This window comes from Auritidibacter sp. NML120636, from assembly GCF_003185945.1.
Classification (GTDB): Bacteria; Actinomycetota; Actinomycetes; order Actinomycetales; family Micrococcaceae; genus Auritidibacter; species Auritidibacter ignavus.
This window is the reverse complement of the sequence record NZ_QHLO01000006.1, coordinates 119,799-145,253: the sequence shown is the minus strand read 5'-3', so window position 1 is coordinate 145,253 and position 25,455 is coordinate 119,799. Positions and strand designations below refer to the sequence as shown.

Below are 25,455 nucleotides of genomic sequence, written 5' to 3'. Positions count from 1 at the left end.
CTAGCGCCTTGACAATCTCCTTAAGATAAAACCCATGCACGAAGGATTACCAGCATCATTACCCGCAACTGAGACCGCCGAGCAACGGGCTCGGATCGCTGAAGACTCAGCACATGGCGGGGCAATGAATGTGGAATCTCCGTTTCGCAGTTCCGCCGAGAAACCCGTGCGCGATGACCCGGATCTCCCGCGGGTCTCACCAGTCGTTGACGGACTATTGCCGAGAATTCGGGCGTTTCGTCGAGATATTCACCAGCACCCCGAGCTGTCTCTGGAAGAACACCGCACCACCGCGAAGATTCTAGAGTTACTCAACTGCGCCGGGCTGGAACCACAACAAATGGAATCCACCGGTGCGTGGGTCGATATCGGTCAGGGGCCGATCGTGTTAGGGTTGCGCGCCGATATTGACGCGTTGCCGTTGCAAGAACGCACCGGACTGGACTACGCCTCGGTCCATGACGGCATCGCCCACGCCTGCGGACACGACATGCATACCGCCGTGATGGCCGGGACCGCGTTGAGCCTGCAACAGATTCTGTCCGGACAGAGCGTGCTGCATACATCCGGGCTGGAACTCAACGGCCGGGTACGTATCATCTTTCAGCCTGCTGAAGAACGACTACCCGGTGGTGCCTTGCAGGTTATGAAAGCCGGACTGTTGGATGAGGTGCCACGGATCTTGGCGGCCCACTGTGACCCGGCCTTTGACGTCGGCACCATCGGTACCCGCATCGGTGCTATTACTTCGGCTACCGACACGTTGCGCATTACGGTCACCGGTCACGGTGGCCACACCTCGCGCCCGCAACAGACCGAAGACGTGGTTTATGCGCTGTCCAAAATTGCTTCTGAGGTGCCAGCGGTGCTGTCGCGACTGGTGGACGTGCGCTCGGCAGTTCAAGTGGTCTGGGGACATATCTCCGCAGGGGCTGCCCCGAACGCGATTCCCTCGATTGGTCAGCTGTCGGGAACCTTGCGCTGTTTGGACGCCGATGCCTGGGGCGCAGCAGCAGATTTGCTCGACCAAGTCATTCGGCAGATCGCAGCGCCCTACGGTGTCGCGGTGGAAATCGACCACGTCCGCGGTGTGCCACCGGTGGTCAGCACAGAGAAAGAAACTGATCTGATCGAAGATGCAACCCGTTTTGAGATTGGGTCCCGCGCCATTACGTTGACCCCGCAATCGATGGGTGGCGAAGACTTTGCGTGGATGACCCAAAAAATCTCTGGAGCCATGTTCCGGCTGGGCACCCGAACCCCAGACGGGCCGATTTACGATCTGCATCAAGGGGATTTCAATCCGGATGAACGAGCCCTGGGCGTCGGGGTGAAAATCTTCACCGCCGCTGCGTTGCGGGCCTTGGCCGGGGTACAGTGAAAAGCGTGGGTGAAGGCATACGCACAGACGTCCCGGTTTTTGAAAACCAGTGGCAGGATCTGCACCGGCACGCGGTGGAAGCCACGAGGAAAGCCTACGCGCCGTACTCTGACTATCCGGTCGGGGTAGCCGGCCTGACCCAATCTGGTCGGATCCTCACCGGGGCCAATATTGAAAACGCCTCCTACGGGCTGACTCTGTGCGCCGAATGCACGCTGATCTGTCAGGCCATCATGCTCGAAGCTGACCCGCTCATCGCGGTGGTGATCGTTAATGCGTCCGGTGAATTCATCACCCCCTGTGGTCGGTGCCGACAGCTACTGATCGAACACACCGGGCCCAGGCTACAACTCACCACGGCTGAGGGGCTCACTACTCTGGGACAACTGCTACCTCAGGCCTTTGGCCCGAAAAACCTCGCCACCTGAGCGAACCCCAAGACACCGATGTGAGCAACTGGAAAGGCAACACCGGATGACATCAGGGCACTTTCACCCCGTAGAGCTGATCGCCACTAAACGCGACGGAGAAGCGCTAACGGCCGAGGCCATCACGTGGATCATCGAACGCTATACCGCCGGGGGCCTGCCGGATGAACAAATGTCGGCGTTGCTGATGGCGATCTACTACCAAGGGCTAAATACCCAGGAGCTCCATGCCTGGACCCAAGCGACGATCAACTCTGGGACCCGGATGGATTTCTCCACTCTGGGGCACCCTACCGCCGATAAACATTCCACCGGGGGAGTCGGCGATAAAATCACCCTCGTGTTGACTCCGTTGGTCGCCAGCTACGGGGTGGCAGTGCCCCAACTGTCTGGTCGCGGATTGGGCCACACCGGTGGCACCCTGGACAAGCTCGAGTCTATCCCCGGTTATCGGGTCAATCTCACGCCCGAGGAGATGACCCGCCAGCTGAAAGACATCCGGGCAGTGATTTGTGCGCCCACCGCGGCTCTCGCCCCGGCCGATCAGAAGATCTATGCGCTCCGGGATGCCACCGCGACTGTTGAGTCGATCCCGTTGATCGCCTCCTCGATCATGTCCAAGAAGATCGCCGAGGGAACCGACTCGCTGGTGCTCGACGTCAAAGTCGGCTCTGGTGCCTTTATGAAAGACCTGGGTTCAGCTCGCACACTGGCCCACACGCTAGTCCGCCTCGGCACAGATGCGCAGGTCAACACCACCGCACTGGTCACTGATATGTCCACCCCGCTGGGTCGCACCGTCGGCAACGCGCTGGAGGTCGAAGAATCCCTCGAGGTTCTCTCCGGCGGTGGCCCCCAAGATGTCCGTGACCTCACCGTCGCGCTGGCCACTGAAATGCTGAGGGCTGCTGGAATCACCGACGTGGATCCGGCCGAGCACCTGGACTCCGGGGCCGCCATGGATACTTTCGTCGCGATGGTTTTCGCTCAAGGCGGCGACCTGCGCGCCACGCTACCGACAGCACACCACGAGCACCAGGTGGTGGCGGACCGTTCCGGGAGTGTGACGAGCGTGGACGCGCTGACTGTCGGGCTGATCGCGCGCCGGCTGGGCGCCGGTCGCGCCCAGCGTTGTGATGCTGTCCAAGCTGGAGCCGGGGTGCGACTACACGTGCGCCGAGGCGACTCGGTCACCGCCGGTCAGCCAGTGGCGACTTTCTACACCGATGACACCAAGCTGATGGTATCGGCTTTGGAACTCACCGAGCAGATGATCGAGATCGGTCCTGACGCGACAGATACCACCGTCCCCGATGGCGTGATCCTTGATCGAATATCCAACTGATCTCGAGGACCCGTAGGCTAGAAGGGTGTTTGCATTCCTCGAAGATCTCATCCTGCGGGCGGCCACCGCGTGGTGGACCCCGCTGGCGCTGTTTATTCTGTGCTTCATTGATGGGTTCTTCCCGATCGTTCCCTCGGAATCGTTGATCGTTGCGCTGGCCGCGATCGCCGACCGAGAGAACACGGTGGGATTGACGACGCTGTTTTTTGTGGGCTGGTTCGGAGCCACTCTGGGTGACCAGGTTGCGTTCCGGCTGGGCCGTGCGATTGGCGTGACCCGATTCCGGTGGATGCGTTCCCGTCGGGTAGCCGGTATCGTCCAGCTAGCCAGACGGTCCCTGCACCGCAACGGGGCGCTACTGATCATCACGGCCCGGCATGTGCCCGGTGGACGGGTCGCCGTGAATTTTGTGGCCGGAGCGACCGGATACGCCTGGTGGAAATTCTCGCTCTTAGATTTTGTCTCAGCCGGGGTATGGGCCGGGTACTCCATCGCCATCGGGGTATTGACCACCGGATGGTTAGACAACGTCTTACTGCAAATTGTGGTGGCGCTCATCTTTGCGGGACTGTTGGGCCTGCTGATTGATTTTGTTGCCCGCAAGGTGGTGGCCCGGATTTCCTCGACGCCGGCTCAGGCGCCGGCCGAGGTAATCCGCCCGGCCGGGTTTAGCGAAGACTCCTCCGAAAATGGGCATGGCTCTAACGTGCGGGGCCGTTCTGGCATAGACTCGCAAGAGTGAGTCCAAAACACGCTGCTTCTGCACCCGTTGTCACCAATCCGCTCGCGCTTGATCTCGCCGCTCTGCCCAAGGTGAGTCTGCACGATCACCTCGACGGCGGATTGAGACCAGCCACCATCTTGGACCTGGCCCAATCCATCGGTCATCAGCTGCCGGCCGATACCACCGAAACATTGGCTGAATGGTTCCAGGTCGCTGCCAACGCCGGCAGTTTGGAAAGCTATCTAGAAACCTTTGAGCACACCACTGCGGTGATGCAGACGGCTGATGCGCTACAACGGGTGGCCCGAGAATTCGTCGAAGACCTCATCGACGACGGAGTGGTCTATGCCGAAGTGCGGTGGGCTCCGGAGCAACACACCCACCAAGGACTCAGCCTGGAAGACGCCGTGGAAGCAGTCCAAGCCGGTCTCGAACAAGGGTGTCAACAAGCCAGCGATCAAGGTCAGAGCATTCAGGTACAGCAATTACTGTGCGCCATGCGTCAAGCTGACCAGGCTCAAACGATCGCTGAACTGGCGGTGCGCTACCGCGACTCCGGGGTGGCCGGCTTTGACATTGCCGGGCCCGAAGACGGATTCCCGCCCCACCGCTTCGCTGAGACCTTCACCTGGCTGACCGAACAATTCATGCCCATCACCGTCCACGCTGGCGAAGCAGCCGGAATCGACTCGGTGGCCGATGCCATCATCTCCGGCCGGACCCTGCGACTAGGCCACGGCGTCCGGGTCTCCGATGACATCATGATGGAAGACACTGAGACCGGTGACGCGCTGGTCAGTCTGGGTCGGGTCGCTGAAGGCGTATTGCAACGCCAGATGGTGCTAGAACTGTGCCCCAGCTCCAATCTGCAAACCGGTGCTGTCGAGCCCGGGACGGCAGAAGACCCACTGGCCAACCACCCCTTCGGATTGTTGCATGAGCTTGGATTTGCCGTCACCGTCAATCCGGATAATAGGTTGATCTCCGGCACCACCGTGACCGATGAACTCTACTTACTGACCCACTCCTATGGTTACACCCTGGAAGACCTGCTGGAGTTCCAGCTCAACGCCGCTCGCGGAGCGTTCATCTCGCAGGCCGAACGCGATAACTTATTGGAGAAGATCAATCGCCACTGGTGTGCGGTGATCGAGGATCACCTGGACCCTCACGACCCGCACCGCCCGACCTGCTTTACTGCCCTGAACGATGACTGATACCACCCAGCACACCGGCCCCGTGACCTCGAGTGAATTAGCACGATTGCGCTGGATTACCGCACAATTGCGTCGGTGGTGCCCCTGGACGGCACAGCTGACCCACCGTGAGCTAACCAACTATCTGATTGAAGAAGCCCACGAAGCCGTCGACGCCATCGAAACCGGGGATATCGCGGAGATACGCGATGAGCTCGGTGATGTGCTCTTCCAAGTTGCCTTGCACTCTGCCCTGGCTGAAACGAACCCGAAACCAGCCCAACGGTTCACCATCGAAGACGTCGCAGCAACCATTAACCAGAAAATGATTCGGCGCAACCCCCACGTGTTTACCCCGGAAGGACAGCTACAGGACCCCTCCGTTCTTGGGCAATCCACGGTCGAGGATGTCGAGCACACCTGGGAACACATTAAACAGCAGGAAAAAGCCGATACCACTCCTGACAGCACCGACGAGTCCAAAGCACAGGCCGAACGCGTCGCTCACGCCTCGATTTTTTCAACCCCCTCGGGATACCCGAGTCTGGCGGCCGCTGCCAAGATCCTGTCGCGGGCCCGCAGACAAGAGGTCAACCCGCTTGAGGAGACCGCGGGTAACACACCAAATCCCCCGGAGTCCATCGAGACCGAGCATCAGTTGGGGGCGCAACTGTTCGCGTTGGTTGCCCAAGCCACCCAACGGGGGTTGGATCCAGAAAGAGCCTTGCGGGAATATCTGCACTGGCTTGAGGCTCAGTCTGTGCCGAGCTCTGCTCAGCGCACTGATAGGGTGACACCATGATCTGGCTGATGAATTCCACGCAAACCATCGAGGCACCGTGGGGTGTTTGGGTGGCAGTTGCACTCATCGCCGGTGTGCTGGCGGTCCTGGTTGTTATGGTCGCCGCCGTTCTGCGCGGATCCTCTAATTATCGTCGCTCCAACACGTTGAAGGATTTCCGTGCCCGACAGCGTGCCAACGATACCACACAGTGTCACGAACCCAGAGAATCCACTGAACCCAGCGAATCCTCCACCGATACTTCCGAGAACTGACCGATCGATCCCTCAGATTCCCTAATCCGTTGATCTCTAAGGAGAGGACCCCAACACCATGTCCTTTATCGATGCAATCCACGCACGCGAAATCCTCGATTCCCGTGGTAACCCCACCATCGAGGTCGAAGTCCTGCTGACCGACGGCTCAATGGGACGTGCCGCAGTGCCATCAGGCGCCTCCACCGGTGAATTTGAAGCAGTCGAGCGCCGCGACGGCGATGCAGAACGCTATAACGGCAAAGGCGTGCTCGACGCTGTTGTGGCAGTCAACACCGACATCGCCCAAGAACTGTTGGGCGAAGACGCCACGGATCAACGTCGCATTGACCAGCTGATGTTGGATCTGGACGGCACCGAAGCCAAATCCAACCTGGGCGCTAACGCCATCCTAGGCGTCTCCATGGCAGTGGCCGATGCAGCCGCAGAGTTCACCGACCTGTCACTATTCAAGTACCTCGGTGGCCCCCACGCCCACACGTTGCCGGTGCCGATGATGAACATTCTCAATGGTGGCGCTCACGCAGACTCTAACGTCGACGTTCAAGAGTTCATGATCGCCCCGCTGGGTGCTGCATCCTTCTCGGAAGCCCTGCGCTGGGGCGCTGAGGTCTATCACAGTCTGAAAGCTGTGCTCAAAGAACGGGGCTACGGTACCGGCCTGGGGGATGAAGGAGGCTTCGCACCGTCGCTACCATCTAACCGCGACGCCCTGGACCTGATCACCACCGCGATCACCAAGGCCGGCTACACCCCCGGCACCGATATTGCTCTCGCCCTGGACGTGGCCAGCTCAGAGTTCTTTGACAACGGCACTTACACCTTCGAAGGTCAGGAACGCACCGCCGAAGAAATGACTGCGTACTACCAAGACTTGGTGACCGACTACCCGCTGGTTTCGATCGAAGATCCCCTGGACGAAGAAGATTGGGAGGGCTGGGCAACTCTGACTCAGGCCCTGGGTGAAAAGGTTCAGCTGGTCGGTGACGACCTGTTCGTGACCAATAAAGTCCGTCTGCAGCGCGGTATTGACGAGCGCGCCGGTAACGCCATTCTGATCAAAGTCAATCAGATCGGTTCGCTGACCGAAACCTTCGAGACCATCTCGCTGGCCCAGTCGCGGACCTTCAACTGCATGATCTCCCACCGTTCCGGTGAAACCGAGGACACCTTCATCGCCGACCTGTCGGTGGCCACTAACGCCGGTCAGATCAAAACCGGGGCTCCGGCACGCTCTGACCGTGTGGCTAAGTACAACCAATTGCTACGTATTGAAGAAGAACTCGACGACTCGGCGCGCTACGCCGGTCGTAGCGCATTCCCGCGTTTCCAGATTTAACGAACTTCTGTCGGTAGCCCACAATCAACGGCCGAAGAGTATCAATCGGCACTCTTCGGCCGTTGCTAGTTTACCGATTTCGAGTTTGCGGGCGCGGGCGACGGACAGTCGCCAGTTGTGGTGACTAAGGTAGGGCCAGAACAATTGCGTCAACAGTGCCAGTCAACCGGTGAACTGGTGCGAGCTGGGCGCCGGAACGGACCATCAGAGACGACGCGCCACGGAAGGAGTCGTTGTGAGCCCGAAAAAGCCCAGGGTCCCGAAAAACTCCTCCACATCGCGAGTAGCTGATGCCACACGTGATGCCCAGCGTCGGCAGGATCAACGTGAAAAAGCTGTCCAACGCGGTACGGCCGGAACGGACACCCGGCGTGGACAGAAACTATTAGCCCGGCGCGCCCAAGAGCGCGTCCGGCAACGTTACAGTCACGCCACCCCGGAAGAACAACGTCCTGCCCGCAACTTCTCCGGCCGGATGATTGCGGTGATCATGGTGCTGTTTCTTGCTGTGGTGGTGATGGCACCCAGCCTGCGCACTATGTTGGAACAAAACCAGGAGATCTCCCAGGCCGAGGCCGATTTGCAGGCAGAGCAACAGCGCAACGAAGAGCTCACTCAACAACTCAATCGCTGGGACGATCCGGCGTATGTGCAACAGCAAGCCCGAGAACGGTTTAATATGGTCATGCCAGGTGAACATAAGTACCTGGTGGTCGGTGGCGAGGAACTAGCCGAAGGCGAGGAGCCGGTGACCGAGGAAGAGGAAATTACCGAAGACCAGGCACCGGCCTGGGCCGATGACTTTTGGAACTCTTTCGTCCACGCCAGCCAACACCAAACGAGCCAACCATAAAACGCAAGAACCAAAGAATACTCCCGCACAGCATGGAGGATGCGTGGCCACGGTAGACCACCCCACTGAAGCAGACCTGCAGACCCTCAGTCGTCAGCTGGGGCGACCGGTGCGCGATGTGGTGGCCATCGGTGCACGGTGTCAGGGATGCGGGTCACCCCTGGTTGCCACCACAGCGCCACGACTGTCGAATGGTATCCCGTTCCCCACCACGTTCTACCTGACCCACCCGCTGGCTACTACCGCCGTGTCCCGGCTGGAAGCCACCGGGATCATGGCGGAGATGACCGACGAACTGGCTCACAACCGGCACCTTGCTGATCAATACCGGGCTGCCCACGAGAATTACTTAGCCGAGCGTGATCGGATCGGCCAGATTGCCGGGGTGGGCGAGGTCCCCGAAATCGAAGGAATTTCTGCCGGCGGAATGCCCGAACGGGTCAAATGCTTACACGTGCTGGCCGCTCACTCCTTGTCGGTGGGCCCCGGAGTCAACCCATTGGGGGACCGCGTGCTGGATCTGATCTCCGAAGAGTTCTCGGCGCAGAGGTGCCGATGTGAACAGGGATGGGACGATGCATCAGTCGCCCCACGTCAGGATCTGTCCCGCCACGTGCGTCGACTCAACCGGCAGGGGCGGACCAACCCGATCCAGCACCGCCGGGTTAGCGCCGATGAGGCCACTGCGGTGGCTGCTATCGACTGCGGGACGAATTCGCTTCGTCTGCTGGTGGCCCGCCCGGTTGCCGACCCCGACACCGGGGCCAAACTGGTCGAACTGCACCGTGAAATGCAGGTGGTTCGACTGGGCGAAGGGGTAGACCAGAGCGGAGAATTTGCCCCGCAAGCCCTAGAACGTACTTTCGCCACCTGCCGGGATTACGCCGAAGTGATTGAACACCACCGCGCCGAGACCGTCCGATTTGTAGCCACCTCGGCCTCCCGTGATGTCTCCAATCGCGATGCGTTCATCGCCGGGGTGCGCCAGGCGCTGAACGTGACACCAGAAGTCGTCTCCGGCGCCGAGGAAGCCCACCTAACCTTCTCCGGTGCCCTGAGTGCCCTCGATGATGCACAACTCCAAGCCATTGCTGTCGAGTGCGAAAACCCGGATCAATCGGTGCGGGTCATGGTGGTGGACCTCGGCGGCGGGTCCACCGAGTGCGTGGTCGGCGAGGTGGGTTTTGCCTCGGGACATCGCGAGATTACTCTGGTCGGCTCGGTTTCAGAAAACATCGGGTGTGTCCGCTTCACCGAACGATACCTGCGTTCTGACCCACCGACCGCCGAGGAAATTGCCGTTGCAGACCGTGAGCTCAACGAGGTTTTCACCCGAGTGCACGAGGAACTGGACTTCTCCACGATCGATGCGGTCATCGGGGTTGCTGGGACCGTCACGACGCTCACCGCAGCGGCGTTGGGCCTGAAAGAATACGATGCCGATGCCATCCACGGCGCCCAACTGGATCGAGAAACCCTGAAAGCCACTGCGGCCACCTTGCTTCACTCGACCCGCGCCGAACGGGCCAACCTAGGGTTCATGCACCCGGGCCGTGCCGATGTGATCGGAGCCGGCGCGCTGATCTGGTCGACGTTGCTACAGATAGTGCACGACGCTACTGGCGGAAAACTGGCCGCCATTATCACCTCCGAACACGATATTCTCGACGGCATCGCCCTATCGCTGATCGGGCCGAACGACAGCAGGGTCCAGGACTCATAGCATGAAGGTCGTGGTGATCGTCAATCCACTGAGCGATGCAGTTCTACGTGCGACGACGCTGGCTCTTGCTCTGTTGTTATGCTTGGTCAGCACACCGGTGCCCAAAGCGCAGGCCGATCAATGGCGGGACAGCCAAGAGTGGATCACCGAGTACGGTTTCGACCAAGCCTGGAAAGAAACCCGCGGCGAGGGGGTCACCGTTGCGGTGATTGACACCGGTATCGATGACACGCACCCGGATTTGACTGGCCAGGTGATCGGGGGAACCGATGTGTCGGGGCAGGGTCACGACGACGGCACCAAACCGATTGGTGAGGACCCTCACCACGGCACGAGCGTGGCATCTCTGTTGGCCGGGCACGGCAATAATCTGCGCGAGGTTGACCAAGCCACTCAGCAAGAGCCCGAGAACGACGACAATGACGAGGAAGATGCCAACGCCTCTGAGGATGCCGAGACGGACACAGAATCAGAATCGGAGCCCTCTGCTGAACCGGGTCCCGGAGACGACGGCATCATCGGGACCGCACCCGAAGCGCAGCTGCTGAGCATTTCGGTCTATCTCGGCGACGGCGAGGATGTTCCCAGCGCCGAAGAACAGATTGCTGAAGCCGTGACCTGGGCGGTTGACCAAGGTGCCGATGTCATCAATATTTCACTGGCCTCCTCCGAACAAGATTGGCCAGAATCCTGGGACGATGCCTTTCTCTACGCTGAGGAAAACGACGTGGTGGTCGTGGTGGCTGCCGGCAACCGGGCCGGCGGATCGACGACGGTGGGAGTCCCGGCCACAATCCCTGGTGTACTCACCGTGGCAGGACTGGACGCGGATGGATCCGCCAGTTGGGACTTTTCCACTGAGGGCATCACGATCGGTGTGGCCGCCCCGGCCGACCCGCTGGTCGGAGTAACCTCGGACGGCGGGTATCAGAACTGGTCGGGAACCTCTGGTGCCGCACCGCTGGTCTCGGGCCTCGTCGCGCTCGTGCGCTCGGCCCATCCGGAGGATTCGGCAGCACAAGTCATCAACCGAATTTTGTCCACGGCCCAACCTGCAGGCGATTCCGGCACCGATGCGCTCTACGGTCACGGAGTGATCAACGCCGAACAGGCCGTCACCACGCAGGTGCCGACCGTAACGGAAAACCCGATGGGCTCGATGGGCGAGTGGATCCGCGTACACCGTCGTTCATCTGACGACGATGCGCTCACCGGTAGGTCTGACCAATATCAGGGCCACGAGCCGGTGGAGGTGCCCACCGAACTGCCTGGGGATGCCACAGCCCAATCGACTCCCGCGACACCGATGACCGGTGCGGCCAGTTGGTGGCAACCTGTCATGGTCATCGGTGGGACGGGCCTGGTGGTAGCGTTGGCCGGGACCGGAATATGGCAATTGGCGACCCGCCGAGCTGCTGGTCGTCCCACGAGTCGTTAGCCCGCCCACAACCTGAATATCTCACCGTGTCAGAATGTGGTATAGATCTCACTGTGTAGTTAATACAATCAACCGTCGCTGTTGAATTCACAACCGCGCGTAACCGGCCTAACATAGGAAACATGGCTATAACTCCTCAATTATCACCGAAACCACGCGTGCTCATTGTGGGCGGCGGTTACGCCGGCATCACTGTTGCACGGAAGCTCCAGAAAAAAGTTCGTGATCGGGGCGGTGTGGTCACCGTCGTTGACCCCAACGCATACATGACCTACCTCCCGTTCCTGCCCGAGGTTCTCGGCGGACACATTGAGGCCCGCCACGCTACGGTGGACCTGCACACTCACCTCAAGCACGCCGAAATCGTTCAGGGCTCGGTCGTCAATGTCTCTCACGCCGAGAAGATCGCGACTGTAGCCGCCGAAGACGGCGAACAGTTCGAGATTCCATATCAGGACATCGTGATGACCGCAGGTTCTAACACCCGTGTATTCCCGATTGACGGTCTAGATAAGACCGGCATCGGTATGAAGACCATTGAAGAGGCAGTCACTCTGCGCAACCAGATCCTGGAACGCGTCGAGTCGGCAGCCTTGATGACCGACGCTGCTGAGCGTCGTCGCGCGCTGACCTTCGTGCTAGTCGGTGGTGGCTTCGCCGGTGTGGAGACCATCTCCGAGATCGATGACCTGGTCCGCAACGCCATCGCCCGTAACTCCCGATTGTCGCAGTCCGAGGCTCGCATCGTGCTCGTTGAAGCCATGGGACGCATTATGCCCGAGGTCTCTGAAGCGCAGGCGGAAGGCGTTGTCGAGCACCTGCGCGACCGTGGCATCGAGGTGTTGCTGAACACTTCGCTGGACAGCGCCGTTGACTACGAAGTCAAGCTCAAAGACATGCGTGACGATTCACCGGCCGGATCCTTCTACGCTGACACCATCGTGTGGTCCGCCGGTGTTGCCGCCAACGGTATGGCCAAAGAAACCGATTTCCCGGTGGACGACCGTGGTCGCATCGAGGTTACTCCGACTCTGCAGATCTCGGATGGAGACGGTGGCGTGACTGAAGGTGCCTGGGGTTGTGGCGACATCTGCGCTGTGCCGGATCTGACCGGTGATGGCCCCGGTGGATTCTGTGTGCCGAACGCACAGCACGCCGGCCGTCAGGCGAAGCGCCTGGCCGAAAACCTATTGGCCGTACGCTTCGGCGAAGGTGTCGTTGAAGAGTACTACCACAAGTCTCTGGGTACCGTTGCCGGAATGGGGCTTGGCAAGGGCGTCGGTAACCCGCTGGGCGTTGAACTCAACGGCCTGCCCGCCTGGCTGGCACACCGTGTCTACCACGCCTACGCGTTGCCGACCCTTGAGCGCAAGTCTCGCGTGGTCTCCGGCTGGATCCAGGAACTGCTGTGGGGTACAGACACTACCCAGACCAAGCGTCTGGAGCGTCCGTTCAACGCCTTCCGCAAGGCCGCCGGTAAGCCTGAGATTCCGTCACGGTTCACCAAGAAGACCGAAGAAATCGAAGCCTAAGCTCTCGATCACACCAGCGCAGACGACATTTGTGACGCGCTGAGTTAAAACAACGGCCCCGGTCGAGCGCCTCCAGTATGATCTGGAAGGTGTTCTGGCCGGGGCCTTGTGATGTCTCGGAGCCACGAATGAGCCCCCATAGCCCAATTGGTAGAGGCAAGCGACTTAAAATCGCTGTGTTGTCAGTTCGAGTCTGACTGGGGGTACCGGCGTCCTGAATAGAGGCTGATGATTCACTGAATCGCCTATTCAGTTTCGGGGACTACACTCGGGGTGATCATCCCAAGGAGACGCGCAACCGGCGCGAGGACAGCTCCTGACACCCAACCCGAAGGGACGGTAGACGTTTGCTCGGCAAAAAGATCCTCAGTTCCATCGCACTGATTGCCATGTTGAGCCTGTCAGCCTGTAATGCAGATGAGGAAAACGCAGATGGGGCGCCCGAAGCCTCTGCATCGGCTGGCGACCAAGGAGCGCTTCCGGAACCAAATCTCGACGACGTTCCCGACGTGGTGGCCACGATCAACGATACCGAGATCACCAAAGAGGAATTTGCTACCAACTATGAGTCTCAGTATCAGCAGATGGCGTACCAGGCTCAAATGAGCGGTTCGGACGTTGACGAAGATCAACTCAAACAGGAGAGCCTGGAGATCATGATCGGCAATGAGCTGTTGCTCCAAGAAGCAGAGGACCAAGATATCGAGGTCACAGAGGATGATGTCGATGAGTTCCTCGATGACTTTGCTAAACAACAAGGGCTGGAATCTCAGGACGAGCTCATCGCGCAGTTTGAGGAACAAGGCATGGACGAGGAACAACTGCGTGACGATTCCAAGAAACAAGTTGCCATGGATCGGCTGATCGAGACTCTCGATGTTGACGAGCCTTCGGAAGAAGAGCTCAAAGATCTCTACGACGACCAGATGGAACAACAGAAGCAACTCATGGAGGCTCAAGCCTCGGCTGATCCGTCCGCACAGGCCGAGGATGGATCGTCGGAATCCGCCTCGGGCGAAGACCAGCTACCGAGCTTTGAAGAGTCCAAGGACGACCTGGAAGAGCAGGTTAAGCTTCAAAACGAGAATGAAGCCGTCACTGAATTGGTGGAGGATTTACGCGAGGATGCCGATATCGAGATTTTCCTCGAAACCCCCGCTACTACAGAATCTAGCTCTGAGGACGATAGCGACGAGGACGCAAAGTAACAAGTGTGCAGGATAGTGCCATACAGCAGGGGATTATCACCGCTGGTAGTTAACCTAGCTTGCGGGTAGTTAGCTAACACCGGCGCAGTGGTTACCGTTAGACTGGCACATGAACACCTGACCGTCAGATACGAGAGGACGGCCCATGGCCAACCCAGTCTTTAACTCCGACAATTTCAAGCAACAAGCTTCTGGGGGCGTGCAGACTCCTCAGACCATTTCCGCATCTGAACTCGAAGAGATGTATGCTCGCCCCTCCGCGACTCCACAGGATACCGGGCGAGTCAGCTACAATGATGTGATCCTGCGGACCGCTTCCCAGCTAGCCGTGGTGTTGGTCGGAGCTTTGGGACTGTGGTTTGCCGGAACGATGCTCGGATTGGGCGGAACCGTCGGTCCCGCCACGCTCATCGGTGCTATTGGCGCGATCGTCCTGTCCTTGGTGAACGCGTTCAAAAAGCAGCCCTCACCGTTGCTGATCACGCTGTTCTCCCTCGCGGAGGGCCTGTTCCTTGGGGGGATCTCCCTCACCTTGGACGCCATGTACCCGGGGGTGGCCAGCCAGGCTGTTCTGGCGACCTTGTGCGTCTTCCTGGTGATGTTGGCGCTATTCTCCTCTGGTAAGGTCCGTGCTACGGCGCGTGGCATGCAGATCTTCATGCTGGCCTCTCTGGGTTACGCCGTATTTGCTTTGGTGAACTTCGTGCTGATGATTACCGGAGTCACCGAGGGGATGTTCGGTCTACGTTCAGGTTGGCTGGGTGTCATCGTCGGCGTGATCGCGATCGTTTTGGCCGCTTATTCGCTGGTGATGAGTTTTTCCATGATCCAGCAGGGTGTGCGCAACGGTGCCCCACGCTCCTTCGCCTGGACTGCAGCATTTGGCTTGGTCACCGACTTGACCTGGCTTTACCTGGAAATTCTGCGTGTGCTGTCGATCTTGCGCGAGATGGCCGATGCGTGATTTCCGGCGCACGGCTATCGTGTTTTCGTCAGGTCACGATCTGAGGTGACCGATAATACGGGCGGTGTCACGCTGAGGCCACCTTTGGTTAGTCTGCGTGACACCGCCCGCGTATGTTCTGTCTTGGGTTTTCTTCACAATTTCCGGGACAGAGTATGCTTACAAGGGTTGAGGCTTGGCACGAGCCTTTACCGTAGTGATCAGCACAGAGAGGACCTGGCCGATGAGTTCAGCCCCTCCGAAAAGGCCTGTCGAGGACTCAGAGTTCGACTCGCCTACTTTGGCTGAAGTCGGGAGAAAACTAGCGGCTGACATTCCCTACGGTGTCACTGTCGCAACTGGATGGGCGCTACAGTTCATTATTATTGTCGTCGCGGCAGGTATCGGAATTTGGCTGTTTTCACACGTCTCCCTGCTCGTAATCCCGCTACTGATCGCTGCTTTGCTGTCCAGCCTGCTCTATCCGGTGCATAGCTTTTTGAAAAACCGGTTTCGGTTCCCCGCCTGGCTGTCGGTAGTTACCGTGATGCTAGGCTTCCTCTCGCTCATCGTGGGACTGCTGTGGCTGGCAGGGCAACAATTGGCCGTCGGGTTCGCTGATATGTGGCAGCAGATCCAAGAAGGCATCGTAGGACTTTTCGCCCTGGCCGAGTCCTACGGTCTCACCACAGACCGATGGCAAGAAATCCTGGCCGATGTCTGGAACACCTTTACCCAGAATTCCGACGCTCTCGTCTCCGGGGCCATCGGCTTCGGCTCCACCGCGACGAACATCGGTGCCGGAACACTGATCGCGCTATTCGCGTTGATCTTCTTCCTCATCGACGGTTCCCGGATCTGGAACTTCATGCTCAACTTCGTGCCACGTCGCCACCGCCGTGCAATCGACGGAGCCGGACACGCCGGTTGGAAGTCACTGGGAAGCTATGTGCGAGTCCAAATCTTCGTGGCCTTCGTTGACGCGGTCGGAATTGGCTTGGGCGCCTGGCTACTCTCGGTCCCGCTCGCCCTGCCCCTCGCGGTGCTCGTCTTCCTCGGTTCTTTCATCCCCATGATTGGTGCGGTTTTGACCGGTGCGATCGCGGTGATCCTAGCACTGGTTGCCAACGGTTGGGTCAACGCGCTGTTGATGTTAGTGGTGGTGCTGATCGTGCAACAAGCCGAATCACATATTCTGCAACCACTGGTTATGGGACGCGCCGTGCAGCTACACCCCTTGGTGGTATTCCTCGCTGTCTCTGGCGGTACTGCGCTGATGGGTATCGTCGGGGCGATCTTTGCGGTACCGGCCATTGCCTTCGCTAATTCTTTCGTCAAATATCTGGCGGCGCGACCATGGGAGAAGAACAAAGATCCCCACGCGGTCGACCCCGAAGCACCCGACGAGATCGCCCCCAGCGCTGGCGACCTCTGACGATCCGATCCGCTGCTCTCATCCATCGCGTATCAACCCTCAGGAGACCGACTCGTGACATCCACTGATTCTTCTGTACCTGTATTGCCCGCTGAGGTGCCGGTGAGTTTCGACGATATTCTTGCTGCGCGCGACGTCATTAGCGCGGTAGCGGTGGAAACCGGCATGGAGCACTCCAGAGCGCTGGGGCGGATGACCGGTGCCACGGTGCATCTGAAGTGCGAAAATCTTCAGCGTGCTGGCTCATTCAAAGTGCGGGGCGCCTACAACCGGATGTATCACATTCCCGAAGAGGACAAGGGAAACGGGGTGGTGGCTGCCTCTGCAGGAAACCACGCCCAAGGTGTTGCCTTAGCGGCGTCAAAACTTGGACTGCGCGCCACGATCTTCATGCCCCTAGGAGCAGCACTACCTAAGGTTCAGGCTACGAAAGATCACGGCGCGGAAGTCGTCTTGCTTGGCAATAACGTCGACGAAGCCTTGGCAGCAGCGAAGGACCACGCAGCAAAAACCGGGGCAACGTTTATTCATCCCTTCGACGACGAGAAGGTCGTGGCAGGGCAAGGAACTGTTGGACTCGAAATTCTCGAGCAACAACCCGATGTCGACACGGTGATCACCAGTATCGGTGGTGGGGGACTGTTGGCAGGGACAGCAATCGCCATCAAGGAACTGGCACGGCGACAAGGACGCGACATCACGATTATCGGTGTGCAAGCCGAAGATGCGGCCGCCTACCCGGCCTCGCTGGCCGCTGACGGCGTCGTTTCTCTCGAGCAACTCACGACGATTGCTGACGGCATTGCGGTGGGCCGTCCGGGCAATCTACCCTTTAGCATCATCAAGGATCTCGTGGATCACGTGGTGACAGTTTCTGAAGACCAAATCGCTAACGCTTTGGTGTTCTTATTGGAGCGGTCCAAGATGGTGGTCGAACCAGCCGGTGCGGTATCGGTGGCGGCGTTGATGTCGGGGAAGCTGAAGGACCTGGGGCTGGCACCGAAATCAGTGGTCGCGCTGTTGTCCGGGGGCAATATTGACCCGCTGTTGATGCTCAAAGTGGTTCAGTCGGGTCTGTTGGCGGCCGGACGCTATCTCACCGTGCGGATTCCCCTCCGAGACCGCCCAGGCGAGCTGAAGAACGTGTCACGGATTATTGCCGAGGCCGAAGCGAATGTCATCGGAGTGGACCACACCTCAATCGGTCCTTCGCTGGGCATGGGCGAAGTGTATATCACCATTAACATGGAAACACGTGGCCATTACCACTCAGACCACCTACTTGAAAAACTTCGTGAAAGTGGCTACGAGCCCGAAATCACACACTAAGGCCCGGGAACGTGGCTACAGTGTAGCTGGTCCTAACTGCGACTTAGTCATCAATGCTGAGGTGCCACTGGTCTGAGCGTGCAACACCGACAGCACCGGGTGGTGCCCATCAAGCTCGTGCACCCGGTTGCTGAAGTCCTTTTGCTCCCAATCAGCGTTGGCGGTCGCGAACATGAGGCCGGTGGCGTTGATGCTCTCAATGATGCCCAATAGTAGACGGTCTTCGTAGGTGGGCTCACGACGCCCCAACAGCACCTGCGTTAGAGGTGTGATGACCTCTTCAGCGGTGGTATCAAGAACGAGCTCGTAGCGCGTTGGTCTAAATGGTCCTGGGTTATGGGTGGACACCAAACCGTTGTGCTCAAAGTTGTCCAAGACACCCTGCAGCGGATCGAACTTCTTGGACTTCACGATCCGGGAGAGCTCATCGCCAGTCTTATCGCGCAGTTTCTCGACGACGTCGTTCAAGGCCGGAGAGCTCGAGGTTTTTTCCTTGACGATAATCTTCGGATCATCCATGTTCCACGGTTCGGTCAGCTCGGCGGGGGTAAAGGACACCACGCCATCGGTCTCCAAATCGGCCATGGTGGCTGCCACCCGTGCTTTCGAGAGCAAGGAGGAAACTCCTGCTAGCTCGTCTTGGAACTCCAGGCTGAGTACTACGAAACGCTCTACAATCTTCACAAATCCTAGGCTAGCAGTTAACTGCCACAATCACAGATGGTCTACCAGCCACTTTGTCATCTGCGTGGTTGCTCTCAGCACAGTGGGCAAGGGGAAATAACACCAGGAATATTGTCCCTTAAACAAGTCCCGGGCCTCGGTGTTGCACGCGAGGCCCGGGAGGAGGCGAAGCTTCTGAAAAAGTTACTTTCCAGGATTGTAGGGAGTAACCTTCTTCAGAACAACTTCGATGTCCTTACCATTCGGGGCAGTGTAGGACAGGGTTTCGCCAGCTTGACGACCGTGAATTGCTTCGCCGAGGGGAGAGCGCTCAGAGTAGACATCGAGTTGCTCGTCTTCGGAAGCGATTTCACGGTTACCAAAGATAAAGGTCATTTCGTTACCGCCGACGGTGGCCTCAACGACCATACCGGCCTCAACGACGCCGTCGTCCTGTGGCGTGTCGCCCACAACTGCGTTCTCCAACAGCTGTTTTAGTTCCGCGATGCGGCCTTCGTTTTTGGACTGTTCTTCACGAGCGGCGTGGTACCCGCCGTTCTCCTTCAAGTCGCCTTCATCGCGGGCCGCTTCAATGCGGTCGACGATTTCTTGACGACCTTCGCCAGCGCGGTATTCGAGTTCTTTGCTCAACCGGTCATAGGCTTCTTGGGTCAGCCAAGGAGCTGAGGGTGAGGTGGTCATAATTCCTCCTTGAAGGATCGTTTGGCAGGGAAAGTTTGAGTTGTCCACTGCACGTCAAGTTCTTTACTGCACAAAGACCCGCCGTGGGGCGTGCGGTTTAACCGAATCCGATTTTATCGGATGCGATTCGCATGCCCCCACGACGGGACTTCGTCAACGCTTTTGCGGGGTTAGGGAGAATTCTAGCACTGGACCGCGACACGGTGTAGTCTGGTCGCCGTGGGAGCGTCTACCGGGCTCTCTTGCGCCAGGAAGGCTACCGTTCGACATCAAAATATGAGATGTTGCTGGGACCGTCTTCGTAGTACCAGCAATCATTCACGCCACCATTGGTTCCTAGCCCATCGGTTCGGACCTGGACGTCGTAGTAACTAGTCAGATCTGAGGGGCTGGAATCAATTTGTTCGCCGATGGCCTCAGGGCCAATGATGACTGTTTTCCATCCCACCACCGCATAATTATCGGCCAGCACCTGCACCGCACAGGAGACCGTGGCGTCGTGCTCTTTAGTGAGCTGGAAGCGAACAGTGGCATGATCTTCGGAGACGATGTCGAAGCCCACGTCTTTATAGCTCAATCGGTCTTCGGTCATCGAGTAGGTCCACACACCGGCGAGCGCTACGGCTAGAATGAGAGCCGTCACCGCAATAATGATCCCCCAACGACGCCGTCGCTCCTGCCTTTCAGGCGAGTTCTTACTTTGGGAGCGACCATAACGATTGGCTAAGCTATCAGAAGCCGATGCCTGCGCCGGAACTGGGCTATTGACCATAGACTTAAACTCTACCCAGCCACGGCGTAGCACAGCCAATGTGACCGCGAAGCAGTGGATCAGGAGTACAGACAACTCGTGAGCGTTTCAACACAACAAAGGTCCGGATCATCGCAACACCCAGAGTTTGGTGTGCCCGTAGGATCCGAGGACTACGGTAGCACGCAGCCGAGTGACTATCAGCGTCCAGAAGCCACCGATGTTCCGCCCTCCCAAGGGTTGCGCCTGATGGCTGTTCACGCACACCCTGATGATGAATCCTCCAAGGGGGCGGCGATGATGGCAGCATATGAGGATGCCGGTGCTGACGTCATGGTGGCATTGTGCACCTCGGGAGAAGCTGGGTCGTTGCTGAACCAGCACTACCAGGGTGACGTTGCCCGTTTGCACCGAGACATGACCGCGGTACGGCGAGTCGAGATGGAAGAGTCCTCTCAAGCGCTTGGCATAGACTACCGCTGGCTCGGGTTTATTGATTCGGGCCTGCCAGAAGGCGATCCAGTTCCCGAACTACCCTATGGGGTTTTTGCCAATTCTGATCGTGATACTCAGGTCGCGGTGCTCGTACGACTGATTCGAGAGTTTCGCCCCCATGTGTTGATTTCCTATGATGAGATCGGTGGCTACCCCCACCCCGATCACCTGCGCGCTCACGAGATCACAGTCAAGGCGTATCAAAGCTCAGGCGATCCGCAAGCCTATCCGGGCACAGGGCAAGCGTGGGAAGTATCCAAGCTGTACTACGACCGGGCTTTCAACCCGGATAAATATTTTGCCCTGCACAAAGCCTATGAAGCCTCCGGCCAGACCTCGCCTTATGCGGATCGCATTCAGTGGTACGAGTGGTTGCAATCCGGTGAAGACCCGGACGCGTGGCGGTTGACCAAGCACCAGGTCACCACACAGATTCCAGTGGGGAACTACCTGGACCGTCGCGATGCTGCACTACGGGCTCATGCCACGCAGATCGATCCGCACGGGTTCTTCTTCACCCCCCACGACATTGTGCGGGATGCCTGGCCCTGGGAAGACTACGTGCTGATTGACTCGCGCGTACCAACTCACCTGCCCGAAACCGACCTGTTCTCCGGTCTGCGCACCCCCACCCCAGACCAGGCAGATCAGGGAAACGAGGCCTGATGACAACTGCCCTGCAGACCGCGGTCCTGCTGGCCGCTGAGGAATCGAACTTGCGCCCCGGACTCGACCAGGAAGAGGTCACTCCGGGTATTGAAGGGTTTCTGCTGACCTTTCTGATGGTGGCGCTGTCCGTGGTGGTTATCCGCATGATGGTGCGCTCGGTCCGCAAAGTGAAGCTACGTTCCAAAACCGCCGAAGATATGCTGGTGGAGCGAAACCAGCCAAGACTTTCTGAGAAACAACGCCAGCGCCCTGAGATCGACGAGCTCAGCCCTGACCGTCTCGGAATGATGCGCAAGAAGTACCCCGGCTATTTGGACTCGCCTCCGCTCGAGCCACAAGAGCCTGAATCTGGGCGGGACCATCGCTAGAGTTGGGGTATGGACTATCCCGACCTGTTTTATCGACTTTACGAGCGCCGGTTAGCTCAGGGCCTTGACGCCTCCCGTTTGCCCGGGCATATCGGTGTCGTCCTGGACGGCAACCGGCGCTGGGCGAAAGCCGCGGGGGAGCCTACTGCCCGGGGTCACCAAGCCGGTGCCGATAAGATCCTCGAGTTTTTGGGGTGGAGCGCAGAGATCGGGATCCCAATGGTAACTCTCTATATGCTCTCCACCGATAATCTGAATCGGGATGCCTCCGAGCTGAGGTCCCTGGTCGCTATTATTTCCGATACGCTCAAACGGCTGGAAGAAGGCGAAATCAACGGTCGGCCGATCAAAGTCCAACCCGTGGGGTCGACCGAGATTTTGCCAGCATCGCTCTCCGAACAAATCCGTCACCTTACGCGGCGCGGTGCCCAACACAATGAATCCGGGATGCACGTGAACGTGGCAGTCGGTTACGGCGGTCGTCAAGAAATCGTGGACGGGGTCAAAGAGCTTCTAATCGAAGCCGAAGAACAAGGCCAAACCCCCGGTGACGTGGCGGAAAAACTCAGCATCGAAGAAATCTCGAATCGACTGTACACCCGAGGTCTTCCGGACCCCGACCTGGTGATTCGGACCTCCGGTGAACAGCGACTCTCCGGATTTTTGATGTGGCAGTCAGCCTACGCCGAATTTTACTTTTGTGAAGCTCTATGGCCTGATTTTCGGCGGGTTGATTTCCTGCGTGCCCTGCGTGATTATGCCTCACGACAGCGCCGGTACGGGAGTTAAAGCCACAGCTGCGCACCTGCGGGATTCACCGGGAGTTCATGTCCTGGTTAGCTCTTTCTCACTGAATGCCCGTACCCTCTGACTCGTCAGGAAAGGTACGTAACCGAGAGACCTCTTACATTAACGGCAGGAGCTTCCACCGTGTCGCTTACCCCTCCCCGTTCTGTTTCCGTTCCGCAGACCACGGCGGCAGAACACAATATCGACCAAAACCAACAGACCCCAGCATCAGAAACCGAGGTCAGGACTTATCTCCTGGATACCTCGGTTTTGTTGTCTGACCCGCACGCTCTGCTGCGGTTCGCCGAGCACAAAGTCGTGTTACCGATCGTGGTCATTTCTGAGCTGGAGAAGAAACGTCACGACCCGGAACTAGGTTATTTTGCCCGCTCAGCATTACGGTTGTTGGACGATCTACGCGTCCAACATGGGTCGCTAAACCAGCCGGTCCCGCTCAATGACGAAGGCGGTCAACTGGTGGTCGAGCTCAACCACATTTCGGTCGACGTTTTGCCCTATGGCTTCCGTGGCACTGATAACGATTCCCGCATCCTCGCGGTGGCTCAGAACCTCTCTGATGAAGGTGAACGCGTCACCGTCGTGTCCAAAGACCTACCCATGCGTGTCAAAGCCTCCTCCATGGGGCTGGAAGCCGATGAATACCGCAACGAACTGGTCAAATCTTCCGGGTGGACCGGCTTGGACCGCCTGGACGTCACCGACGAGCAGCTCTCCCAGCTTTACTCCGGAGAGAACCTGCTGGATGATCGTGTGGCAGAGATGCCCATCAACACCGGGCTGGTTCTCAACTCCGGTACTGGCTCTGGACTAGGGCGCGTCACCGAAGACCACCAGATTCAACTGGTCAAAGGTGACACCGAAGTCTTCGGCGTGCACGGTCGCTCAGCCGAACAGCGTCTAGCCATCGACCTGCTCAACGATCCCAGTGTCGGGATTGTTTCGCTGGGCGGTCGCGCCGGCACCGGTAAGTCGGCGCTGGCACTGTGTGCAGGTTTGGAAGCAGTGTTGGAACGTGGCGACCACCGCAAGGTCGTGGTCTTCCGTCCGCTCTACGCAGTGGGCGGACAGGACCTGGGATACTTGCCCGGTTCAGAGGGTGAGAAGATGTCTCCGTGGGCCCAGGCGGTCTTTGACACCCTCGGAGCGTTGGTGTCTCCGACCGTGATGGATGAAGTCATCGAGCGCGAATTACTTGAGGTTTTGCCCTTGACTCATATTCGCGGCCGGTCTCTGCACGAGTCGTGGGTGGTGGTCGATGAGGCCCAATCATTGGAGCGCAATGTGCTACTCACGGTGCTGTCCCGGATCGGGCAGAACTCCAAAGTCGTGCTGACCCATGACGTAGCGCAGCGCGATAACCTGCGTGTGGGCCGTCACGACGGTATTGCTGCAGTTGTCGAGACGCTGAAGGATAACCCGTTATTCGGCCACATCACGCTGACCCGTTCGGAGCGCTCACCGATTGCAGCGCTGGTGACTGAACTACTTGAAGACCGCATGCACTAAGCCCCGGGCCGCAGCCCCACACATCGTACACAAGCCAGGCAGGTCAGGACACGATACGTCGGGCCTGCTTGGCTTCTTTTAACGCCTTGCGTTCAGCCCGGATATCTTTGGTGAGCGTCAGCGCGGCCACGATGCCGGCAATCACCCCGCCCAGGTGTCCTTGCCAGGACACACCTGCCTGCGGGAACAATCCCCATACCAGTCCGGCATAGCCGATAATCGTGATCACCGAGATCAGCATGGCCCAGAATTTACGGACCAAGATGCCGTAGATCATCAAGAACGCGGCATAACCGTAGATCACCCCGGACGCGCCAGTATGCACCGAGTTGGAACCGCCGATCAGCCACGTGATGACACCGGAAATCAGCCAAATCTGAAGGGTCACCTGACCATACTTGCGCGTGATCACCGCCAGGAGTGTGCCCAGGATGATCCAGGGCACCGTATTGGAGAGCAGATGAGAAAAACTAAAGTGCAGCACCGGAGCGGCGACAATCCCGACCAACCCCTCGAGACTGCGTGGTTGAATACCGGCGGCATTCGATAATGCATACCCGGTGACGGCGTTGATGATCTGCAAAACCCACATGACCGCCAGCGGCACCAAGACCGGGGCCCACGCCCACAGAATGCGACGGGTTAGGGAATTGTCATCGCTGGACTGCTCGCGTGACTCGGCGGATTCATCTGTACGGGAACGAAAAAGGGCCATAACCGGTCCGATCCTTCAGGGGACAACAAAGGGTAGGTGAGTTTCTAGTGTCCAGTCTACTGAGAACTCCCTACCAGTCAGCTGTGGCGAGATACCCACAGGGGGCGCACTCGCGCTCGTGAGACCGCATGTCTCTTCGGTATGCTCGCAACTGTGTTCAGCCTGCTGTCGGAAATGACCTTCTCAGCCCACACCCCGGGGTTCGTGTGGCTGTGCTGTGTCATCGCGATGCTGATCTATGTGGTCAGCTGCATCGTGTTGTTCACGGTTGATGTGCGGCAACACCGGCTACCCAACGGGTGGACTGCGACCTTGGCCATCGGTGCAGTGGCCTTCTTAGGCGTGAGCACGTTGATCGCTCCGCAGGATTCTGTAGCCCATGGCAGACTAGCCACGATGGTCGTGGGCTTGTTCGGATATCCCGCGGTGATGTTTGTGTTGCATCTGATCACCCGGGGTGGCTTGGGCATGGGGGATGTGAAACTTGCCGCCGGGCTGGGCGCCTATACCGGTTTTGTCGGCTGGGAAGCCACGGTGGTGGCGCTAGTGTTGGGCTTCGTGTTGGGTGGCCTCATTTCCCTGGTTGCGGTGGTGTTCACCTCGGCGACCTGGGCCTCACGCATTCCGTTCGGGCCAGCGATGATCCTCGCAGCCACCTTCGCTTTGCTGGGATAAATGTCACCTGGTGCTCCAGAGGCGATGTGTTCTAGCACGAACACCGGTTCTGATCCTAGAGTGGAGATCACGTCCACCGACGCCTGTCGGGTCCACTATTCCGATGACCGACTTTTTGGAGGGTTGCCATCATGTCATCAGCTCTTTCTGCTCTGTTCGATGACCTGAAAG

25 protein-coding genes and 1 tRNA gene are annotated in these 25,455 nt (G+C 58.7%); 22 read left to right on the top strand and 4 right to left on the bottom strand.

Going from position 1 to position 25,455, the window contains the following annotated elements:
- Positions 1 to 124 precede the first annotated feature (124 nt).
- The 17 genes from DCC25_RS07155 to ilvA all read left to right on the top strand — a co-directional run bounded on the left by DCC25_RS07155 (position 125) and on the right by ilvA (position 17,930).
- On the top strand, positions 125 to 1,381 hold the full coding sequence (locus DCC25_RS07155; protein WP_110099665.1) for an amidohydrolase: 1,257 nt from the start codon (positions 125 to 127) through the stop codon (positions 1,379 to 1,381).
- Between the two features lie 5 nt (positions 1,382 to 1,386).
- Positions 1,387 to 1,809 carry a cytidine deaminase gene (locus DCC25_RS07150; protein WP_233487951.1) on the top strand — a complete coding sequence of 141 codons (423 nt, stop codon included), beginning with the start codon at positions 1,387 to 1,389 and terminating at the stop codon, positions 1,807 to 1,809.
- Positions 1,810 to 1,855: 46 nt separating this feature from the next.
- Positions 1,856 to 3,154, top strand: a complete 1,299-nt coding sequence (locus DCC25_RS07145) for a thymidine phosphorylase (RefSeq protein WP_110101161.1) — start codon at positions 1,856 to 1,858, stop codon at positions 3,152 to 3,154.
- Between the two features lie 25 nt (positions 3,155 to 3,179).
- Positions 3,180 to 3,896, top strand: a complete 717-nt coding sequence (locus DCC25_RS07140; protein WP_110099641.1) for a DedA family protein — start codon at positions 3,180 to 3,182, stop codon at positions 3,894 to 3,896.
- Positions 3,893 to 5,095, top strand: coding sequence for an adenosine deaminase (locus tag DCC25_RS07135; RefSeq protein ID WP_110101160.1), 1,203 nt, complete (start codon positions 3,893 to 3,895; stop codon positions 5,093 to 5,095). Before DCC25_RS07140 ends, DCC25_RS07135 begins: the two co-directional genes overlap by 4 nt.
- Positions 5,088 to 5,876: a MazG nucleotide pyrophosphohydrolase domain-containing protein gene (locus DCC25_RS07130; protein WP_110101159.1), complete on the top strand. Its 789-nt coding sequence runs from the start codon at positions 5,088 to 5,090 to the stop codon at positions 5,874 to 5,876. The genes DCC25_RS07135 and DCC25_RS07130 overlap by 8 nt, the downstream gene beginning before the upstream one ends.
- A gap of 8 nt (positions 5,877 to 5,884) precedes the next feature.
- Entirely contained in the window at positions 5,885 to 6,130 is a 246-nt protein-coding gene (locus tag DCC25_RS07125; protein WP_146206433.1) for a hypothetical protein, read from the top strand.
- A gap of 58 nt (positions 6,131 to 6,188) precedes the next feature.
- A complete protein-coding gene (eno, locus tag DCC25_RS07120; RefSeq protein ID WP_110101157.1) occupies positions 6,189 to 7,469 on the top strand; it encodes a phosphopyruvate hydratase in 1,281 nt (426 codons plus the stop codon).
- Between the two features lie 235 nt (positions 7,470 to 7,704).
- Positions 7,705 to 8,322, top strand: coding sequence for a septum formation initiator family protein (locus DCC25_RS07115; protein ID WP_110101156.1), 618 nt, complete (start codon positions 7,705 to 7,707; stop codon positions 8,320 to 8,322).
- 43 nt (positions 8,323 to 8,365) lie between these two features.
- Positions 8,366 to 10,045, top strand: coding sequence for a DUF501 domain-containing protein (locus DCC25_RS11830; protein ID WP_304529233.1), 1,680 nt, complete (start codon positions 8,366 to 8,368; stop codon positions 10,043 to 10,045).
- A 1-nt stretch (position 10,046) separates the two neighbouring features.
- Positions 10,047 to 11,483: a S8 family serine peptidase gene (locus tag DCC25_RS07105; RefSeq protein WP_110099634.1), complete on the top strand. Its 1,437-nt coding sequence runs from the start codon at positions 10,047 to 10,049 to the stop codon at positions 11,481 to 11,483.
- 122 nt (positions 11,484 to 11,605) lie between these two features.
- The gene (locus DCC25_RS07100) at positions 11,606 to 13,015 is read left to right on the top strand and encodes an NAD(P)/FAD-dependent oxidoreductase (RefSeq protein ID WP_110099633.1); all 1,410 of its coding nucleotides are present in this window, start codon (positions 11,606 to 11,608) and stop codon (positions 13,013 to 13,015) included.
- Between the two features lie 132 nt (positions 13,016 to 13,147).
- Positions 13,148 to 13,221, top strand: a tRNA-Leu gene (locus DCC25_RS07095).
- Between the two features lie 141 nt (positions 13,222 to 13,362).
- Complete coding sequence (locus DCC25_RS07090) at positions 13,363 to 14,223, top strand: SurA N-terminal domain-containing protein (protein ID WP_110101155.1); 861 nt, start codon at positions 13,363 to 13,365, stop codon at positions 14,221 to 14,223.
- A 145-nt stretch (positions 14,224 to 14,368) separates the two neighbouring features.
- Positions 14,369 to 15,187, top strand: a complete 819-nt coding sequence (locus tag DCC25_RS07085) for a Bax inhibitor-1/YccA family protein (protein ID WP_110101154.1) — start codon at positions 14,369 to 14,371, stop codon at positions 15,185 to 15,187.
- A 223-nt stretch (positions 15,188 to 15,410) separates the two neighbouring features.
- On the top strand, positions 15,411 to 16,601 hold the full coding sequence (locus DCC25_RS07080) for an AI-2E family transporter (protein ID WP_199223131.1): 1,191 nt from the start codon (positions 15,411 to 15,413) through the stop codon (positions 16,599 to 16,601).
- A gap of 54 nt (positions 16,602 to 16,655) precedes the next feature.
- Complete coding sequence (gene ilvA, locus DCC25_RS07075) at positions 16,656 to 17,930, top strand: threonine ammonia-lyase (protein ID WP_233487949.1); 1,275 nt, start codon at positions 16,656 to 16,658, stop codon at positions 17,928 to 17,930.
- 15 nt (positions 17,931 to 17,945) lie between these two features.
- Here the strand turns inward: ilvA and DCC25_RS07070 are convergent, their stop codons facing one another.
- The 3 genes from DCC25_RS07070 to DCC25_RS07060 all read right to left on the bottom strand — a co-directional run bounded on the left by DCC25_RS07070 (position 17,946) and on the right by DCC25_RS07060 (position 20,067).
- Positions 17,946 to 18,614, bottom strand: a complete 669-nt coding sequence (locus tag DCC25_RS07070; RefSeq protein ID WP_158524755.1) for a GPP34 family phosphoprotein — start codon at positions 18,612 to 18,614, stop codon at positions 17,946 to 17,948.
- A gap of 183 nt (positions 18,615 to 18,797) precedes the next feature.
- On the bottom strand, positions 18,798 to 19,295 hold the full coding sequence (gene greA / locus DCC25_RS07065; RefSeq protein WP_110099629.1) for a transcription elongation factor GreA: 498 nt from the start codon (positions 19,293 to 19,295) through the stop codon (positions 18,798 to 18,800).
- A 256-nt stretch (positions 19,296 to 19,551) separates the two neighbouring features.
- A complete protein-coding gene (locus DCC25_RS07060) occupies positions 19,552 to 20,067 on the bottom strand; it encodes a DUF4307 domain-containing protein (protein ID WP_110101152.1) in 516 nt (171 codons plus the stop codon).
- Between the two features lie 228 nt (positions 20,068 to 20,295).
- Between DCC25_RS07060 and mca the strand changes: the two genes are divergently transcribed.
- From mca to DCC25_RS07040, 4 genes are all read left to right on the top strand, one after another.
- Positions 20,296 to 21,207: a mycothiol conjugate amidase Mca gene (mca, locus tag DCC25_RS07055; protein ID WP_110101179.1), complete on the top strand. Its 912-nt coding sequence runs from the start codon at positions 20,296 to 20,298 to the stop codon at positions 21,205 to 21,207.
- Positions 21,207 to 21,578 carry a hypothetical protein gene (locus tag DCC25_RS07050; protein WP_110101151.1) on the top strand — a complete coding sequence of 124 codons (372 nt, stop codon included), beginning with the start codon at positions 21,207 to 21,209 and terminating at the stop codon, positions 21,576 to 21,578. The genes mca and DCC25_RS07050 overlap by 1 nt, the downstream gene beginning before the upstream one ends.
- A gap of 9 nt (positions 21,579 to 21,587) precedes the next feature.
- Complete coding sequence (gene uppS, locus DCC25_RS07045) at positions 21,588 to 22,367, top strand: polyprenyl diphosphate synthase (RefSeq protein ID WP_110101150.1); 780 nt, start codon at positions 21,588 to 21,590, stop codon at positions 22,365 to 22,367.
- 201 nt (positions 22,368 to 22,568) lie between these two features.
- Positions 22,569 to 23,894, top strand: a complete 1,326-nt coding sequence (locus DCC25_RS07040) for a PhoH family protein (RefSeq protein ID WP_233242962.1) — start codon at positions 22,569 to 22,571, stop codon at positions 23,892 to 23,894.
- Between the two features lie 43 nt (positions 23,895 to 23,937).
- Here DCC25_RS07040 and DCC25_RS07035 read toward each other — a convergent pair whose 3' ends face one another.
- Entirely contained in the window at positions 23,938 to 24,609 is a 672-nt protein-coding gene (locus DCC25_RS07035) for a rhomboid family intramembrane serine protease (protein WP_110101148.1), read from the bottom strand.
- A 141-nt stretch (positions 24,610 to 24,750) separates the two neighbouring features.
- On the opposite strand from DCC25_RS07035, the gene DCC25_RS07030 reads away from it, so the two are divergent.
- Positions 24,751 to 25,284: an A24 family peptidase gene (locus DCC25_RS07030; protein ID WP_110099623.1), complete on the top strand. Its 534-nt coding sequence runs from the start codon at positions 24,751 to 24,753 to the stop codon at positions 25,282 to 25,284.
- Positions 25,285 to 25,455 lie beyond the last annotated feature (171 nt).

Excerpts from the sequence above, each read along its gene's own strand:
- DCC25_RS07060 (WP_110101152.1), bottom strand. The coding sequence starts at position 20,067 with ATGGTCAATAGCCCAGTTCCGGCGCAGGCATCGGCTTCTGATAGCTTA.
- mca (WP_110101179.1), top strand. The coding sequence starts at position 20,296 with ATGGCTGTTCACGCACACCCTGATGATGAATCCTCCAAGGGGGCGGCG.
- DCC25_RS07050 (WP_110101151.1), top strand. The coding sequence starts at position 21,207 with ATGACAACTGCCCTGCAGACCGCGGTCCTGCTGGCCGCTGAGGAATCG.
- DCC25_RS07155 (WP_110099665.1), top strand. The coding sequence starts at position 125 with ATGAATGTGGAATCTCCGTTTCGCAGTTCCGCCGAGAAACCCGTGCGC.
- DCC25_RS07125 (WP_146206433.1), top strand. The coding sequence starts at position 5,885 with ATGAATTCCACGCAAACCATCGAGGCACCGTGGGGTGTTTGGGTGGCA.
- DCC25_RS07035 (WP_110101148.1), bottom strand. The coding sequence starts at position 24,609 with ATGGCCCTTTTTCGTTCCCGTACAGATGAATCCGCCGAGTCACGCGAG.
- uppS (WP_110101150.1), top strand. The coding sequence starts at position 21,588 with ATGGACTATCCCGACCTGTTTTATCGACTTTACGAGCGCCGGTTAGCT.
- greA (WP_110099629.1), bottom strand. The coding sequence starts at position 19,295 with ATGACCACCTCACCCTCAGCTCCTTGGCTGACCCAAGAAGCCTATGAC.
- DCC25_RS07085 (WP_110101154.1), top strand. The coding sequence starts at position 14,369 with ATGGCCAACCCAGTCTTTAACTCCGACAATTTCAAGCAACAAGCTTCT.
- DCC25_RS07105 (WP_110099634.1), top strand. The coding sequence starts at position 10,047 with ATGAAGGTCGTGGTGATCGTCAATCCACTGAGCGATGCAGTTCTACGT.
- eno (WP_110101157.1), top strand. The coding sequence starts at position 6,189 with ATGTCCTTTATCGATGCAATCCACGCACGCGAAATCCTCGATTCCCGT.
- DCC25_RS07130 (WP_110101159.1), top strand. The coding sequence starts at position 5,088 with ATGACTGATACCACCCAGCACACCGGCCCCGTGACCTCGAGTGAATTA.
- DCC25_RS07100 (WP_110099633.1), top strand. The coding sequence starts at position 11,606 with ATGGCTATAACTCCTCAATTATCACCGAAACCACGCGTGCTCATTGTG.
- DCC25_RS07030 (WP_110099623.1), top strand. The coding sequence starts at position 24,751 with ATGCTCGCAACTGTGTTCAGCCTGCTGTCGGAAATGACCTTCTCAGCC.
- DCC25_RS07145 (WP_110101161.1), top strand. The coding sequence starts at position 1,856 with ATGACATCAGGGCACTTTCACCCCGTAGAGCTGATCGCCACTAAACGC.
- DCC25_RS07080 (WP_199223131.1), top strand. The coding sequence starts at position 15,411 with ATGAGTTCAGCCCCTCCGAAAAGGCCTGTCGAGGACTCAGAGTTCGAC.